The following is a 15,710-nucleotide window of genomic DNA, read 5'->3' on the forward strand; positions in this document are numbered from 1 at the left end:
CCTCGGCCCTCTATGCAAGGAGGCAACAGCCATGTCCGACGTCCTCAGCGCCCCGCTGGTGGTCGAATTCCCCTTCACCCGATCGCTCGGGCCCGTCCAGAGCGCCTTCCTCACCGGACTGCGCGAACGCACCGTCCTCGGAGTCCGCACGGAGGACGGCACGGTGCTCGTGCCGCCCGTGGAGTACGACCCCGTCACCGCGAACGAGATCAGCGACCTCGTCGAGGTCGCCCCCACCGGCACCGTCACCACCTGGGCGTGGAACCCGAACCCACGCCGCGACCAACCGCTCGGCACGCCCTTCGCCTGGGTGCTCGTCCGCCTCGACGGAGCCGGCACCGCGCTCCTGCACGCACTCGACGCTCCGGGCCCGGACGCCGTGCGCACCGGGATGCGCGTCCGCATCCGCTGGGCCGCGACGCGCACCGGAGCCATCACCGACATCGCCTGCTTCGAACCGTACGACGGCGAGCCCGTCAGCACCGAACCCGCCCCGCACACGGGCGAGTTCGCCGACCCCGTCACCGGCATCGTCACCCCGGCCCGCCTCGACTACGTCCACACCCCGGGCCGCGCCCAGAGCGCCTACCTCACCGCCCTCGAAGGCCACCGCACCGTCGGCGAACGCTGCCCCGCCTGCCGCAAGGTGTACGTCCCGCCGCGCGGAGCCTGTCCCACCTGCGGGGTCGCCACGGGCGAACAGGTCGAGGTCGGCCCGCGCGGCACGGTCACCACGTTCTGCATCGTCAACATCAAAGCGAAGAATCTCGACATCGAAGTCCCGTACGTATACGCCCACATCGCCCTCGACGGCGCCGACCTGGCCCTGCACGGACGCATCGCCGGAATCCCGTACGACCAGGTGCGCATGGGGCTGCGCGTGGAGCCCGTCTGGAAGGAGGGCGCCCGCCACCCGGACCACTACCGGCCCACCGGGGAGCCCGACGCCGACTACGACACGTACAAGGAGCTGGTGTAGATGCGGGACGTGGCCATCGTCGCCTTCGCCCAGACCGCACACCGGCGGCGCACCGACGAGCTCTCCGAGGTCGAGCTGCTGATGCCCGTCCTCCACGAGGTGCTCGGCGCGACCGGCCTCAAGGCGAACGAGATCGGGTTCACCTGCTCCGGCTCCGCCGACTACCTCGCCGGGCGGGCCTTCTCCTTCACCATGGCGCTCGACGGCGTCGGCGCGCATCCGCCCATCTCCGAGTCCCACGTCGAGATGGACGGGGCCTGGGCGCTGTACGAGGCCTGGGTGAAGATCCAGACCGGCGAGGCGGACACCGCGCTCGTCTACTCCTACGGAAAGTCCTCGCCCGGCCGGGTCCGCGACGTCCTCACCCGCCAGCTCGACCCCTACTACCTCGCCCCGCTCTGGCCCGACTCCGTCGCGCTCGCCGCCCTCCAGGCGCAGGCACTCATCGACGCGGGCGCCACCGACGAACCCGCACTCGCCGAGATCGCCGCCCGCAACCGCACCGCCGCCGCCGGCAACCCGCACGCCCAGCTCACCGGCGATGTTCCCGCGGGCGACTACCTCGTACGGCCGCTGCGCACCGGCGACTGCCCGCCCATCGGCGACGGGGCCGCCGCCGTGGTCCTCGCCGCCGGGGACACCGCCCGCGCCCTGTGCGCGCGGCCCGCCTGGATCCGGGGCATCGACCACCGCATCGAGGCGCACGGCCTCGGCGTCCGCGACCTCACCGACAGCCCCTCCGCCCGGCTCGCCGCAGAGCGCGCCGGAGCGTTCGAACGGCCCGTCGACACCGCGGAGTTGCACGCCCCGTTCACCTCCCAGGAGGTCGTCCTGCGCAAGGCGCTCGGGCTCGGCGACGACGTCCGCGTCAACCCCTCCGGCGGCGCGCTCGCCGCCAACCCCGTGATGGCCGCCGGACTGATCCGCCTCGGCGAGGCCGCCGCCCGCATCCACCGGGGCGAGTCCGACCGGGCGCTCGCGCACGCCACCTCCGGCCCCTGCCTGCAACAGAACCTGGTCGCCGTCCTGGAAGGGGAGAGCACCCATGCCTAAGGAGCCCGTCGCCGTCGTCGGCATCGGCCAGACCAAACACGTCGCCGCCCGGCACGACGTGTCCATCGCCGGACTGGTCCGCGAGGCCGCCGTCCGGGCACTGGAGGACGCCGGGCTGACCTGGAGCGACATCGACGCCGTCGTGATCGGCAAGGCGCCCGACTTCTTCGAGGGCGTCATGATGCCGGAGCTCTACCTCGCCGACGCCCTCGGAGCCGTCGGCAAGCCCATGCTCCGCGTCCACACAGCGGGCTCGGTCGGCGGCTCCACCGCCCTGGTCGCCGCGGGCCTCGTCGCCGCCCGTGTGCACCGCACCGTCCTCACCCTCGCCTTCGAGAAGCAGTCCGAGTCCAACGCCATGTGGGGGCTCTCCCTGCCCGTCCCCTTCCAGCAGCCGCTGCTGGCCGGAGCGGGCGGCTTCTTCGCCCCGCACGTGCGGGCCTACATGCGGCGTACCGGAGCGCCCGACGAGGTCGGATCGCTCGTCGCGTACAAGGACCGGCGCAACGCGCTGAAGAACCCCTACGCGCACCTCCACGACCACGACATCACCCTGGAGAAGGTCCGGGCCGCCCCCATGCTCTGGGACCCGATCCGCTACTCAGAGACCTGCCCCTCCTCCGACGGGGCCTGCGCCATGATCCTCACCGACCGGGAGGGCGCGGCCCGCTCGCCCCATCCGCCCGCCTGGGTCCACGGTGGGGCGATGCGGAGCGAGCCGACCCTGTTCGCGGGCAAGGACTTCGTCTCCCCGCAGGCGGGCAAGGACTGCGCGGCCGACGTCTACCAGCAGGCCCGGATCACCGACCCGCGCCGGGAGATCGACGCCGTCGAGATGTACGTGCCGTTCTCCTGGTACGAGCCGATGTGGCTGGAGAACCTCGGCTTCGCCGAGGAGGGCGAGGGGTGGAAGCTCACCGAGGCGGGCGTCACCGAACTCGACGGCGACCTCCCGGTCAACCCTTCGGGCGGTGTGCTGTCCACCAATCCCATCGGCGCGTCCGGCATGATCCGCTTCGCCGAGGCGGCCCTCCAGGTGCGGGGGAGAGCCGGGGAGCACCAGATCGACGGGGCCACCAGGGCTCTCGGCCACGCCTACGGCGGAGGGGCGCAGTTCTTCGCCATGTGGCTGGTCGGAGCGGAGCCCCCGCCCGGCTGAGGGGGAGCGGCGGGCCCGGTCCCGCGCGGCCCGGGCCCGGCTCCGCAACGTGAGCCGGGACACGTAACATGGCAGCATGTCCTTCCTCCGCCGCCGTAGCGCCGCAACACCCGCGGGCCCGGACTTCGACGTCCTGGCCATGGACCCCGGGGACTGGCCCGGCAACCTCGGCGCCGGTCTGCTCCCCGCCCCCGACGGCAGCTGTCAGGGTGTCTTCCTCCGCTACGACCTGTACGGCGGCCGTGGCCCGGCGATGATCATCGGCAATCTGCCGGAAGGCTCGCCCGCCCGCGAGACCGAGGAGGGCCAGGTCCCCTTCGAGGTGGCCCAACTGCTCCTCGCCCTGGAGAACGACGAGCCGATCGAAGTCGTCAGCTCCGAGGACGTCCCCGTCATGCAGGGCGACAACCTGCTCATCGTCCGCCGCGTCAAGCTCTCCGAGAGCCGTATCGCCTGCGTCCAGTTCGACCGCAGCGACGGTGTCCTCGTGACCATCGCCAGCTGGGACCGGCCGATCACCGACGATCTGTACACCCTGCTCAAGCCCCTGCCCGCAGAGCTGTTCCAGCAGGGCTGAAACGTCCCTGCGCAAGGCCGCCCGGATGCGTCCGGGCGGCCTTTTGCGTTGTCCGGGCGAGTATCCGGCCCTCCCAGGCGCCCGGGTGGGTGGCGGTCCGGGAAGGGGCTAGGGTAGAAAACTAAACGACTGTTCAAGTTGTAACGATCGTTCAAGTTGATTGGTCGTTCACCGCGAAGGGTCGCCCCTACGTCTGCCCACGGAGGTCCGCGCATGGCCAACCCCTACGGCGTCCTGTTCCGCACGCCCGGATCGAGGGCCTTCTCCGCCGCCGGGTTCGTCGCCCGTATGCCCCTGTCCATGGCGGGCATCGGCATCATCGCGATGGTGTCGCAGATGCGCGGTGACTACGGCCTCGCCGGAGCCGTCTCCGCCACCTTCACCCTGTCCATGGCCCTGTGCGGTCCGCGGATCTCCCGGGCGGTCGACCGACGGGGCCAGAGCCGGGTGCTGCCGCCCGTCGCCGGACTGAGCGTGATCGCGCTCGGCGGGCTGCTGCTCTGCGCCCGGTACGACGCCCCCGCCTGGACCTTGTTCGGCTGCGCGGCGGTGGCCGGCGCGATGCCCAACATGGCGGCGATGGTGCGTGCCCGCTGGACCCGCGCCCTCAAGGGCTCCGACCGGCTGCACACCGCCTACTCGCTCGAATCGGTCGTCGACGAACTCACCTTCGTCGTGGGCCCCGCGCTCTCGGTGGCGCTGTGCACCGCACTGTTCCCCGAGGCCGGGCCGTTGGCCGCCGGGGTGCTGCTGATACTCGGCGTCCTCATGTTCGTCCCGCAGAGGCGTACCGAGCCCCCCGTGGTCCGGCCGGCCGACGGCCACCCGCGAAGCGGCTCGGCGATCCGCGGCGGAGCGCTCCGTCTGCTGGCCCTCACCCTCGCGGCCGGCGGCGCCATCGTCGGCACCGTCGACGTCGTGAGTGTCTCGTTCGCCGAACAGCAGGGCTCACCCGCCGGCGCGGGAATCGTCCTCTCGGTCTACGCGGCGGGATCCGCCGTCGCCGGGCTGGTCTTCGGGACGCTCAAGCTCACGACGCCGCTGCCACGGCTGCTCGTCATCGGCACCGCCGGGACGGCGCTCACGACCCTTCCCCTGCTGCTCGTCGGGGACATCGTCTCGCTGTCCGCCGCCGTTTTCCTCCCGGGTCTCTTCTTCGCGCCTACCATGATCGTGGTGATGGGGCTGGTGGAGAGGACGGTGCCGCCCGCCGCACTCACCGAGGGCATGACCTGGGCCATCACCGGGCTCAGTGTGGGCGTCGCGTCCGGCGCCGCGGTGTCGGGAGCGATCGTCGACCGCTTCGGTGCCGGCGGTGGCTTCGTCGTCGCCGTCGCCGCGGGCGCGGCCGCCCTGCTGACGGCGTTGTGCGCCCGGCGGCCGCTGGAGCGGGGTCTTGAGGAGCGCACGGACCGCGACGCCGGGGAACCGGCCGGGGCTCCCGGCGGGCCCGCGCACTGACGGGCCCGTGCCGCCGCACTCCCGCCGTCCCATCCACCACGACGCCCGGAGGCACCGTGCACGCACCGCAGACCGACGGACGCCTGCTGAAAGGCGAGCGCCGGAAGGAGGAACTCATCGAGGCCACGCTCCAGGTGGTCGCCCGGGAAGGAGTCGCGGGAGTCAGCCACCGGGCGGTCGCGCGCGAGGCGGGCCTGCCCGCCACCGCCGCGGCGTACCACTTCACGAGCATCGACGACCTGCTCACCGGCGCGCTCACCCGCTGCATGGACCAGGACGCGGACCGCATGCTCCGGCTGGCCGAGGAGACCGACGGCGGCCCCGAGGGCATCACCGCCCTCGCGGAGCTGCTGGCGAAGGTCGTCAACGGCCCCGGACGGCTCCTCGCGGAGTACGAGCTGTACCTGCTCGCGGCCCGCCGCCCGGAGCTCCGCGGCTCCACCCGGCACTGGCTGGAGGCCATCGCCGCGTACGGCCGCCGCTACACCGACGACCCGGTCCGGGTAAGGGCGCTCAAGGGCGTCATCGACGGCTTGCTGCTCCAGGGGCTGCTGACCGACACCCCGCCGACGGCGGCGGAGTTCGAGGCGGTGCTCCGGCACGTCCTGCTCTGAGCCCCCGTCCCGTCCGCATCCGCAACGCGTCGCGGCCCGCCGTCCGTTCCTCCGTACGGCGGGCCGCGTCCCGGAGAACTATGCCGGGCTGCCCGCGAGTTGGGCCATCATCCGGGTCACCTGCGCTGCCGAGGTGCCCAGACCCGTGGGGCCGCTCAGATGCCAGGGGGTGTCGTTGCCCTGCCGCAGGTCCTCCTCACGGTAACGGCGGCAGTCCCGATGCCAGATCAGGATCCCGGCGATCCAGTGCTTGAGCTCCTGCACATAGCCCGCGAGGATCTCCCGGGCCTCGGCGTCGAGGCCGAAGTCGTCGTACAGCACCGGGAGTTCGACCTCGGCGACATGCAGGAACTGCCGCAGCCGCGAGTTCATCAGGTCGTGCACGATCGCCACGCCCGTCGGATAGTCCACGCCGAAGAAATTCTGCACGACGAGGACGCCGTTGTGCACCTCGCCCTCGTACTCGATCTCCTTCTGGTACGAGAACAGGTCGTTCATCAGGCACGCGTAGTCCGCCGCCGCGTTCTCCAGGGAACGCATCGGACCACTGCGGTAGACCTCCTCCGGGACTTTCCTGCCGTGCCCGAGCCGGCACAGGCTCATCGTCAGGTCCGAGCCGAACGTGGCGCGCCGCATCTCGATGTAGTCCACCGGATCGGGGATACGGTTCTGCGCCTGGTTCGCCAGCTCCCACAGCCAGCTCTCGGTCATCGACTCGATGGCCGTCCGGAAGGTGCGCCGCCCGCTCAGGTCCATCGGAGCGGCAGTCCTGCGCCACAGGTCGCCCAGACTCCGCTCCAGGGCGTTCACCGGCTCCGGCGTCCCCCCGCCGTCCAGCGGCATGAACAGCGACAGCCGCTCGTTGGCCAGCCGCGCCCCCGCCAGGTCCCGGGCCCGCCCGTGCACGACCGGGAACCAGTCGTCGCCGTACGTACCCCAGGCCAGCCACCCCGAGGACAGGTCCAGTTCGTCCGGGGCCGCGTCCGGATCCAGCCCCGCCGCGCACAGCGGCAGGTCGATCGCGACGAGGCGCCGCTCGTCCCAGATGTGCGAACCCGGCACGCCCGGCTGGGCCTCCAGGATGCCCATGCGCCGCGCCCAGTCGACGATCCGGACCCGGGCCCCCTCCAGATGCGGGCTCAGCGTCGTCCCGAACGGCAGGTCGAAGTCCGGCAGCAGCGAGGGGCCGACGTGCTGGTACGGCACATGGCTCTGGCTGCGGGCCCGCGCGGTCTCCGAGCGGAGTGTGAACCTGATGGAGGCGGCGGACATGCCGAAGCCGGCCACGGCCTCGCCCGCGCCGCCGCCGTTCATGTAGCGGCTGGAGCGCATGTGCCACTCGTGGCCGCCGGACTGCCAGTCCTGGAGCCCCTTGACGTACGCCAGCACGGCCGCGGTCTGCGCCGGGTCCAGGCCCTTCTCGGCGCAGAGCGGGCCGAGCTCGGTCAGCGCGGTGTTCTCGAACTGCTGGAGCCGTGAGGTCAGCAGGTCGTTGACCGCATCGGCGGCCTCCTGCGTGGAGCAGCCGAGAAACTTCTCCAGCACCAGCACGCCGTTGCTGTTCTCCCCCTCGTCCTCCACCTCACGCTGATAGGAGAAGAGGTCGTTGCGCAGATGCACCCCGTCGGAGAACGCGTCCCGCAGCACCCGCAGCGGGCGGGCGTCGGCGACCGGAGCGGGCACCTCGGCGTTGGCCGCGTACTCCACCAGACCCGCCGACCAGGGCGCGCCGCCCACTTTGCGGCGCATCTCGATGTACTCCACGGGGTTGGCGATGCGGCCCTCGTGGATGTTGGCGAGCTCCCACAGGGACTCGTTGAGGAGGTTCTCCGTCGCCTCCGCGAACCGGGCCCGCCAGGCGTCCGACATCGAGGGGACCGTACGCGCCCACAGATCCGCCAGCCCCGCCTCGACGGGATTCTCCGGCTCCGGCGTCGGGGCGCCGCGCTCCATCGGCATGAAAGCGGGCAGCCGGTCCAGATACCGCTTGCCGCCCTCCCGGTCGGGCGTGCGCTTGAAAAGTTCCAGGAAGTGGTCGTCGAAGAAGAAGACCCACACGTACCAGTCGGTGACCAGGGAGAGCGCCTCGGCCGAGCAGTCGGGGTGGGTGTAGGCGCACAGGAGGGCGTAGTCGTGCGCCTCCAGGTCCTTCTCCTCCCAGATGCCGGATCCCTCCAGCATCCCCATGGAGCGGGCCCACGCCCGGGTGTGCGTGCGTGCGGCCTCCACGTGAGGGTTGAGCCGCGCCGGATACGGAACATAGAAGTCCGGCAGTGAGAAGGGCTGTGCCATGTGCGTCAGGCCTTTCCAGAAGCCTCCACGCGGGGAAACGCGCGGACCGGTGGTGTCCGCGCAGCACTACCCTTCGGCCAGACGGAGCACGCACGACGGCGAATAGTCACATAATCGCGGCGCTGATGCGTGCTCGGAAGGCGGTCGTTCGCCAGTCGGTCGTTCGGGAGTCTGTCGCTCAGTAGGCGGAGTCGACGTTGTCGATCGAGCCGTACCGGTCCGCGGCGTAGTTGGCGGCGGCGGTGATGTTGGCGACCGGGTCGGTGAGCTTCTTCGGGGTGCCCTTGACGTGGTAGGCGTCGAAGGTGGGCTGGATCACCTGGAGGAGACCCTTGGAGGGAATGCCGTTCCGCGCGTTGATGTCCCAGTCGTTGACCGCGTTCGGGTTGCCGCTGGACTCGCGCATGATGTTGCGGTGCAGCCCCTCGTAGGAGCCGGGGATGTTCTTCTTCTTCATGATGTCGAGCGACTCGCGGATCCAGCCGTCGAGGTTGTTCGCGAATGTCTTGGGCGCGACGGCCTTGCGCTCGGTGGAACGGTTGGCGGCCTGCTTCTCGGAGCGCGCCTCCGCGGCGTCCTTCTCCGCGGTCGCCTTGCGGGCGGCCGCGGCCTTCTTCGCGGCGGCTTCCTTGGCGGCGGTCTCCTGAGCGGCCTTCTTGGCCGCCGCGTCCTTCGCCGTGGGGATGCCTGCGGCGGCGACCGGCTCCACGGAGATGGAGGACCGGGTCGCCGTGGTCTGCGCTTCGCTCGGACCGCCGGTGGCGGCTATGGCGCTGACGGAACCGGCCGCGACGAGCACGGCGGTGGCGATCTTGTGCGAGCGGGTGACGCGCAGGGTGGAGATGCGGGGCATGCGTGAGCTCTTCCTATGGGGGACGGGCTTCGCGGCCTTCGCGCCGCGTCGGCAGGAACCGGGATGTCCGGGCCGCGTTCGCCGGAGGGCGATCGACGTGGGCTCGAACTCGGTGCTTGCCGGGATCCATGGTTAGCGCTCGCCGACATAGGAAGCAATGACCGCCTTTACTACTCTTCATCGTGAGATGCCAATTTATGAGCCATATGGGCGGTTCGTTACGCCGTCCGGGAGAGCTCACGCCTACTACCGGAGGCCGTAGGTGACGTGGGTCTCGTGGCGGGCCTCACCCGGGAGGGGCCTCGGGGCGGCACAGGGTCAACGCCCGGTCACGGGGAGATACGGCACGGAAGGGGGCGCGTCGCCGCCGTACGGAGCCTCGGGCGATGCCGGCCCGGGAGCGGCGGCGTCAGCTCGACCGGGTGAGATCGGGCGACAACAAAAGGGCCCGGGAACGCACGACAGCGCGCTGCGGGACCGGTGTGTCGGCACCGGTCCCGCAGCGCGCTTCTTCTTCACAGTGGTCAGGTCACTGCGGTTCTCGGCGAGGCGGGCTGTATCCCCGCTTCGCCGTCCTGCTCCTCAGCGTGTGCCGACCGCGGCCCGCACCGCCCGCCGCGCCAGGGCGCAGTCGTCGTGCAGCCTGCGCAGCAGCAGCCGCTGCTCCTCGCCCGAGGAGAGCGCGCCGGGCCGGTCTGCCCCCGTCCCCGCCGCGGGCGCCTCGCGCATGGTGCGCTGAACCGCCGTCTCGTAGTTGCGGATCTCGCGGGTCAGCACCAGCATCAGGTTCACCAGGAACGCGTCCCGCGCGGCCGGCCCCCTGGCCTGGGCCAGCTGGCTGATCTGACGTCGAGCCACCGGGGCGTCGCCCAGCACCGCCCAGAGCGTCGCCAGGTCGTACCCCGGGAGATACCAGCCGGCGTGCTCCCAGTCGACCAGCACCGGCCCGGTCGGCGACAGCAGAATGTTGGAGAGCAGGGCGTCCCCGTGGCAGAACTGCCCCATGCCCTGCTTGCCGCCCGCGTGGGCCAGACCGTGCAGCAGCTTCTGCAGATCGCCGAGGTCACGGTCGGTGAACAGACCGAGCTCGTGGTAGCGCGCGATCCGCGACGCGTAGTCGAGCGGCGCCTCGAACAGTCCGGGCGGCGGCCGCCAGGCGTTCACCCGGGCGATCGCCCCGAGCGCGGCCCGGATGTCGGCCCTCGGCGGAGCCTCCGCCGGGTGCCGGGTGAGGGCGGCGACCCGACCGGGCATCCGCTCGATCACCAGCGTGCAGTTCTCCGGATCCGCCGCGATCAGCCGGGGCACCCGAACCGGGGGGCGGTGCCGGACGAACGCGCGGTATGCCGCTATTTCGTGCCGGAACCGCTCGGTCCACGCCGGCGAGTGGTCCAGTAAACACTTCGCGACGGCGGTGGCCCGCCCGGTCGTTCCGACGATCAAAACCGAACGGCCGCTGCGGCGCAGCACCTGGACCGGGTTGAACTCGGGGCAGATGCGCTGCACGGAGGCGATGGCCATCCTTACCTGCGCGCCCTGGGGCCCTGACAGGTCGATCCTTCCGCTGAGCGGTCCGGTGCCCGGCCCCGCGGCCCGTCGGGCCCGGCCCGGACCCTGCGCCGGTGCGCCGGCGTGAGGAGCGAGATAGGGCCCGCCACCCGCGCCCATCGGGCGGAGCGGACGGGGCGGGGCGGACACGGAGGACGATGCTGTGTACATGGGCGAGACAGATCCCTTCGTGCGCCGACAAGGTACGTGCGCCAACCCGGCCGACGGCCGTTCGGCACCCTGGGGAGTACCTAGGGCTGCCGGGCGGGGTGGCGCTTTCCTACCTGACACCGGAGCGCGGGTGGCAGACCATCTGGCGGACCCTGGCGAACCCTGGCGAATAGTCACAGCGCATCTGACAGGGGGTTAGTGTCAAGTCAGCCGAGAACCTGGGGGCTTGAAGTGACCGGAGAACCCAACACCCGCCTTTCTGACCTGTTCGGCCTGGCCGGCTGGTCCAAGGGCGAACTCGCGAGAATGGTGAACCGGCAGGCGGCGGCCATGGGCCACCCGCAGCTGGCCACCGACACCTCGCGCGTCAGGCGCTGGATCGACATGGGGGAGTCCCCCCGTGATCCCGTGCCCGAAGTGCTGGCGGCTCTGTTCACCGAGCGGCTCGGCCGTGTCGTGACCATCGAGGACCTCGGGTTCGGCCGACGCGGGCGTGTGGGGAAGCGGCGTGACTCCGGGACGGAACACGATCCCGATCAATTGCCGTGGGCGCCCGAACGGACGGCAGCGGTCCTCACCGAATTCACGGGAATGGACCTCATGCTCAACCGACGTGGCTTGGTGGTGGGTGCGGGTGCGGGTGCCGCGCTCACCGCCGGCTCAACCATCGCCGGCCCCATGCGTGACTGGCTGAACAGCGCCCCCGCTTCGGCGGCCGACGCTCCACGCGCCAACGACCCCCTGCACGCAGATCCCGCCGGTTTCGATCGGTACGAGGCCGCCCCGGTCGGCTCCGAGGAGATCGAGGCCCTGGAGCATTCGGTCGAGGTGTTCCGCGCCTGGGACGCGTCCCGGGGCGGCGGACTCCAACGCAAGGCGGTCGTGGGCCAGCTCAACGAGGTGGGCGGCATGCTCGCCTACCGCCACCCCGACCATCTCCAGCGCCGCCTGTGGGGCGTCGCCGCCAACCTCGCCGTCCTGGCGGGCTGGATGTCCCACGACGTCGGCCTCGAACCCACCGCCCAGAAGTACTTCGTCATCGCCGCCCACGCGGCTCGCGAGGGTGGCGACCGGCCGCGCGCCGGAGAGGCGCTCTCCCGGGCGGCCCGCCAGATGGTGCACCTGGGCCGCCCCGACGACGCGCTCGACCTGATGAAGCTCGCCAAATCCGGCTCGGGCGACGAGACCCTGCCCCGTACGCAGGCGATGCTGCGCACCATCGAGGCCTGGGCACAGGCGTCGATGGGCCGCGGGCAGGCCATGCGGCGCACCCTCGGCGAGGCCGAGGAGCTCTTCACCTCGGACAAGAGCGATGTGCCGCCGCCCAGTTGGATGCAGATGTTCGACGAGGCCGATATGCACGGGATGCAGGCACTGGCCTTCCGCACCCTGGCCGAGCACGACCGGGGGGCCGCGGCCGTCGCCCAGCGCCATGCCAAGCAGGCGCTGGAGCTGCGGGCCAACGGGCGCCAGAGGTCGAAGATCTTCGACTACATCTCGTTGGCCTCGGCCTGTTTCATCGCCAACGACCCCGAACAGGCCGACCGGTACGCCCGGCTCGCGCTGGTGTCGATGGGGGAGACCTCCTCGCACCGCACCTGGGACCGGCTCCGCGAAATGTACCGGCTCACCGGGCAGTTCGCCGGATACGCGGGGATCCAGGATCTGCGTGAGCAGATCGAGCTGTCGATGCCGCCGAGCCAGAAGAAGGCCAAGGACACGCAGATCTGAGCCGACGGCGCCACTCCGCGCTCCGTCACGCCCTGATACGCCCGCGCCTCCTCATGCCCCGATGCGGGCGACCAGCACGCACGCGTCGTCCAGACGCTCGGCCCCGCCGAACTCCTCGACGACGCTCCGTACGCACTCCTGTGCCGTACGGGCGTCCGCGATCCGGGGGGCGAGGGCGAGCAGCGCCTCCGGGCCCGCACCCCGGTCGCCGTGTCGCGTCAGGCCGTCGGTGTGCAGTACGAGCACGTCACCGGGGTACAGCCGTACCTCGTCCTGCTCGAAGACGACGTTGGACGCGGCGCCGAGCAGCATGCCGTCCGGCGGGGGCAGGAGCCGTCCCGAACCGTGGCGGAAGAGCAGCGGTGCGGGGTGTCCGGCCTGCGCCCAGGACAGAACGGAGGTGTCGGGGTCCCAGCGGCAGCACAGGGCGCTGCCCAGCGCGGGCTGTATCGACGTTTCGAGCACCTGGTTGAGGTGCCCCATCAGCGCGCCCGGCTCGATGCCGGCGACGGCCATGCCGCGCAGCGCTCCCAGCATCGTCGCCATCGCCGAGGTGGCGGGGATGCCGTGCCCGGTGAGGTCGCCGACGGTGAGGAGGGTGCGCCCGTCCGGCAGCTCCATGGCGTCGTACCAGTCGCCGCCGATGAGGTCGCTCGACTCGGAAGGGAGGTAGTGCGCGGCGACGTCCAGAGCCCCGGGGCCCCGCGTCGGGAGCCGCGGCGATCCGCGCCACGGAGGGAGGACGGCCTCCTGGAGCTCCACGGCCATGCGGTGCTCGGCGCGCTCGATGTGCTCCTCGTGCCGCACCGACGCGCTGTTTCTGCTCACGGCCTGTTCGCTGCGCCGCAGCTCGCTGACGTCCCGCAGGACCGCCCACATGGAGGCGGTGCAGCCCTCGGCGTCCAGGATCGGTTCGCCCGTCATATGGAGCGTGCGTGTGCGGCCGTCGGGCCGCACGATGCGGAACTCGCCGTCCATCGGCCGGCCGTCGACGAGACAGCCCGTCACCATGGCTGTCAGCACCGGCTGGTCCTCGGGCAGCAGTACGGACGGCAGGTCGTCGAGGGAGAGGGGGGTGGACCCGGGCGGCCTGCCGAAGATCTCGTACAGCTCCTCGGACCAGCAGGACTCGTCGGTGAGGAGGTTCCACTCGGCGCTGCCCACCCGGTTCAGCAGGGAACCGGCGCTCGGGCCGTCCGGGACCGTGACAGCCCGGCGGGCGTCGTCGGGGCTCCGGTCCGGCAGGCCCGCCCGGAGCTGCCCCAGATGCTCGTCGAGGTTGTCCAGGTGCTGCACGGCAAGCTCGCACAGGGCACGCTGCCAGCGCAGCTGGGGGTCGTCCTCTTCGAACAGGACGGCGTCCCGCCGTACCGCGTCCACGTCCCCGCGCAACCGACGCGTGCGGTGGATCAGGGCCTCGACGGTGTCATGCGCGGGAAGCTGTGGTGCGGGGCGGTCCGCGAAGAGGGGGGACGGCATCTCGTACTCCGATACAGGCGCGGCCTAGCCGGTTCTGAAGGGTGGATCGCTACCGACTGTCGCACAGGCCACGGCGGCCCGTAAGAGCTTTGGCAACACTCGATGGGTCCTTGCTTCTGGCATATGCCAGCGGCTCTCAGGGGTGGTGACTAATCCGAACACGCTTGCGCTTGAGGCGAGTTGACCGCCAGGGAGGGTCTGGCCGAAGTGCGCGCCAAGGGCAACAGGACCAGCGATCAGCGATCGGCGATCAACGAGGCGTCTGAGCTGAACGATGGCCCCTCTCGCGGGCGTCTCCAGAGCTCACGGGCAGGCACTCGGCGAGCAGGTCGATGATGTCGCGCCAGGCTCGCTGCGCGTGCTGCGGGTGGAAGCCGACGCCGGGGACCACGCGGTGGTCGACCGGCGGGTGGTGGAAGGCGTGCGAGGCGCCGCCGTAGACCGTGAGGCGCCAGTCGACGCCCGCGGCCTGCATCTCGGCGGTGAACGCGTTCCGTTGCGCGGGCGGCATGATGGGGTCTTCCGATCCGACCCCGGCCCACACCGGGCAGCGAATGCGCGCCGACTCGCCCGGTCGGCCCGTGGTGGTGGCGTTGACGGTCCCGATCGCGCGCAGGCTGACCCCGCCGCGCCCGAGTTCCAGCCCTATGGCGCCCCCGGTGCCGTAGCCGACGGCGGCGATCCGGTCGGGGTCGGTCCGCGGTTCGGTGCGCAACACGTCGAGCGCCGCATGGCCGATGTCCCGCATCCGGTCGGGATCGGCGAGCAGCGGCAGGCAGCGGGCCAGCATCTCCTCGGGGTCGTCCAGGTACTGCCCGCCGTGAAGGTCGAAGGCCAGTGCTGTGTAGCCCAGTTCGGCGAGAGCGTCGGCCCGGCGGCGCTCGACGTCGCTGAGCCCCATGCCCTCTGGTCCGAGCAGCACCGCGGGCCGGCGGTCGACGCCGGCCGGGAGCGCGAGGTGCCCGATCATCGTCAAACCGTCGGCCGGGTACTCGACCGTACGCGTCGTAACCGTCTCCATGAGACCGGACTGTAGTGACCGTCGGGCCCGGTCCGGCTGGTGTTCTGCCGCTGGCAGAACGGCGCGGGCAGCCCTCTGGAACACGGTGCGCGGCGGGTCGGGAATGCCGAGCGGGGGGCCCGCGTTACCCCACCAGAACGAAAACGAATCCCATTCCCGGTATGGGTGTGGGGTCGGCAGAAGCGCAGGGAGGCGCCCATGGCACGCAGCGAGACCAGGCCGGTCGTCACCCTCCGGTCCACCGTGGGAACGGGCCGGAGTTATGTGACGCGCAAGAGCCGCCGTAACAACCCCGACCGGCTGGAGCTCCGCAAGTTCGACTCCGCCGCCGGCCGGCACGTTCTGTTCCGCGAGGTCCGCTGACCGTCCGGAAGGGGTCCGTCCCCCTGTACGTCACCGCTTTCCACGGTGAGGAAGGAACGCATCCATGAAGTCCCGCATCCACCCCGTGTCCCGCCCGGTGGTCTTCCGCGACCGCGCGGCCGACGTCGCCTTCCTGACCCGCTCGACCGCCGACTCCGGCGAGCGCGTGGCGTGGGAGGACGGCAATACCTACCCCGTCATCGACGTGGAGACCTCGTCGGCGAGCCACCCGTTCTACACCGGCGGCCGCCAGGTGCTCGACACGGCGGGCCGCGTCGAGCGGTTCCGGCGCCGCTACGGCACCGGCGCGACGTCCGCGAGTTGACCGAGACCGTCCTGGCCAGGGGGGAAGCCCGGAAATCCGTGCCGTGGATCACATCCGTGGGGGCGGGTTCCCGGGAACAGGCCA

The 15,710-nt window shown here is 71.4% G+C and carries 14 protein-coding genes; 9 read left to right on the forward strand and 5 right to left on the reverse strand.

Going from position 1 to position 15,710, the window contains the following annotated elements:
- The first annotated feature begins 31 nt into the window (after positions 1 to 31).
- The 6 genes from AB0F29_RS11345 to AB0F29_RS11370 all read left to right on the forward strand — a co-directional run bounded on the left by AB0F29_RS11345 (position 32) and on the right by AB0F29_RS11370 (position 5,843).
- The gene (locus AB0F29_RS11345) at positions 32 to 979 is read left to right on the forward strand and encodes an OB-fold domain-containing protein (RefSeq protein WP_361870117.1); all 948 of its coding nucleotides are present in this window, start codon (positions 32 to 34) and stop codon (positions 977 to 979) included.
- Complete coding sequence (locus AB0F29_RS11350; protein WP_361870119.1) at positions 980 to 2,032, forward strand: thiolase domain-containing protein; 1,053 nt, start codon at positions 980 to 982, stop codon at positions 2,030 to 2,032. It begins immediately after the preceding gene.
- A complete protein-coding gene (locus AB0F29_RS11355) occupies positions 2,025 to 3,191 on the forward strand; it encodes a thiolase domain-containing protein (RefSeq protein WP_361870121.1) in 1,167 nt (388 codons plus the stop codon). Before AB0F29_RS11350 ends, AB0F29_RS11355 begins: the two co-directional genes overlap by 8 nt.
- Before the next feature lie 76 nt (positions 3,192 to 3,267).
- Positions 3,268 to 3,768, forward strand: a complete 501-nt coding sequence (locus AB0F29_RS11360; RefSeq protein WP_003971159.1) for a hypothetical protein — start codon at positions 3,268 to 3,270, stop codon at positions 3,766 to 3,768.
- Between the two features lie 213 nt (positions 3,769 to 3,981).
- Entirely contained in the window at positions 3,982 to 5,229 is a 1,248-nt protein-coding gene (locus AB0F29_RS11365) for an MFS transporter (RefSeq protein WP_361870125.1), read from the forward strand.
- 56 nt (positions 5,230 to 5,285) lie between these two features.
- Entirely contained in the window at positions 5,286 to 5,843 is a 558-nt protein-coding gene (locus AB0F29_RS11370) for a TetR family transcriptional regulator (RefSeq protein WP_265603531.1), read from the forward strand.
- Positions 5,844 to 5,921: 78 nt separating this feature from the next.
- Here the strand turns inward: AB0F29_RS11370 and AB0F29_RS11375 are convergent, their stop codons facing one another.
- From AB0F29_RS11375 to AB0F29_RS11385, 3 genes are all read right to left on the reverse strand, one after another.
- Complete coding sequence (locus tag AB0F29_RS11375) at positions 5,922 to 8,135, reverse strand: germacradienol/geosmin synthase (protein ID WP_361870127.1); 2,214 nt, start codon at positions 8,133 to 8,135, stop codon at positions 5,922 to 5,924.
- 178 nt (positions 8,136 to 8,313) lie between these two features.
- Entirely contained in the window at positions 8,314 to 8,988 is a 675-nt protein-coding gene (locus AB0F29_RS11380; RefSeq protein ID WP_361870130.1) for a transglycosylase SLT domain-containing protein, read from the reverse strand.
- Positions 8,989 to 9,570: 582 nt separating this feature from the next.
- Positions 9,571 to 10,707, reverse strand: coding sequence for an aminoglycoside phosphotransferase family protein (locus AB0F29_RS11385; RefSeq protein WP_361870133.1), 1,137 nt, complete (start codon positions 10,705 to 10,707; stop codon positions 9,571 to 9,573).
- Positions 10,708 to 10,938: 231 nt separating this feature from the next.
- Between AB0F29_RS11385 and AB0F29_RS11390 the strand changes: the two genes are divergently transcribed.
- Entirely contained in the window at positions 10,939 to 12,438 is a 1,500-nt protein-coding gene (locus tag AB0F29_RS11390; protein ID WP_361870135.1) for a hypothetical protein, read from the forward strand.
- A 51-nt stretch (positions 12,439 to 12,489) separates the two neighbouring features.
- On the opposite strand, the gene AB0F29_RS11395 is transcribed toward AB0F29_RS11390, so the two are convergent.
- The gene (locus tag AB0F29_RS11395) at positions 12,490 to 13,917 is read right to left on the reverse strand and encodes a SpoIIE family protein phosphatase (RefSeq protein WP_361870137.1); all 1,428 of its coding nucleotides are present in this window, start codon (positions 13,915 to 13,917) and stop codon (positions 12,490 to 12,492) included.
- A 250-nt stretch (positions 13,918 to 14,167) separates the two neighbouring features.
- Positions 14,168 to 14,938, reverse strand: coding sequence for a dienelactone hydrolase family protein (locus tag AB0F29_RS11400; RefSeq protein ID WP_361870140.1), 771 nt, complete (start codon positions 14,936 to 14,938; stop codon positions 14,168 to 14,170).
- A 198-nt stretch (positions 14,939 to 15,136) separates the two neighbouring features.
- Between AB0F29_RS11400 and rpmG the strand changes: the two genes are divergently transcribed.
- Positions 15,137 to 15,301, forward strand: a complete 165-nt coding sequence (rpmG, locus tag AB0F29_RS11405) for a 50S ribosomal protein L33 (protein ID WP_018956432.1) — start codon at positions 15,137 to 15,139, stop codon at positions 15,299 to 15,301.
- A 64-nt stretch (positions 15,302 to 15,365) separates the two neighbouring features.
- The gene (locus tag AB0F29_RS11410) at positions 15,366 to 15,626 is read left to right on the forward strand and encodes a type B 50S ribosomal protein L31 (protein ID WP_361870144.1); all 261 of its coding nucleotides are present in this window, start codon (positions 15,366 to 15,368) and stop codon (positions 15,624 to 15,626) included.
- The last annotated feature ends 84 nt before the right edge of the window (positions 15,627 to 15,710 follow it).

Source organism: Streptomyces sp. NPDC026589 (genome assembly GCF_040638385.1).
Lineage (GTDB): Bacteria > Actinomycetota > Actinomycetes > Streptomycetales > Streptomycetaceae > Streptomyces.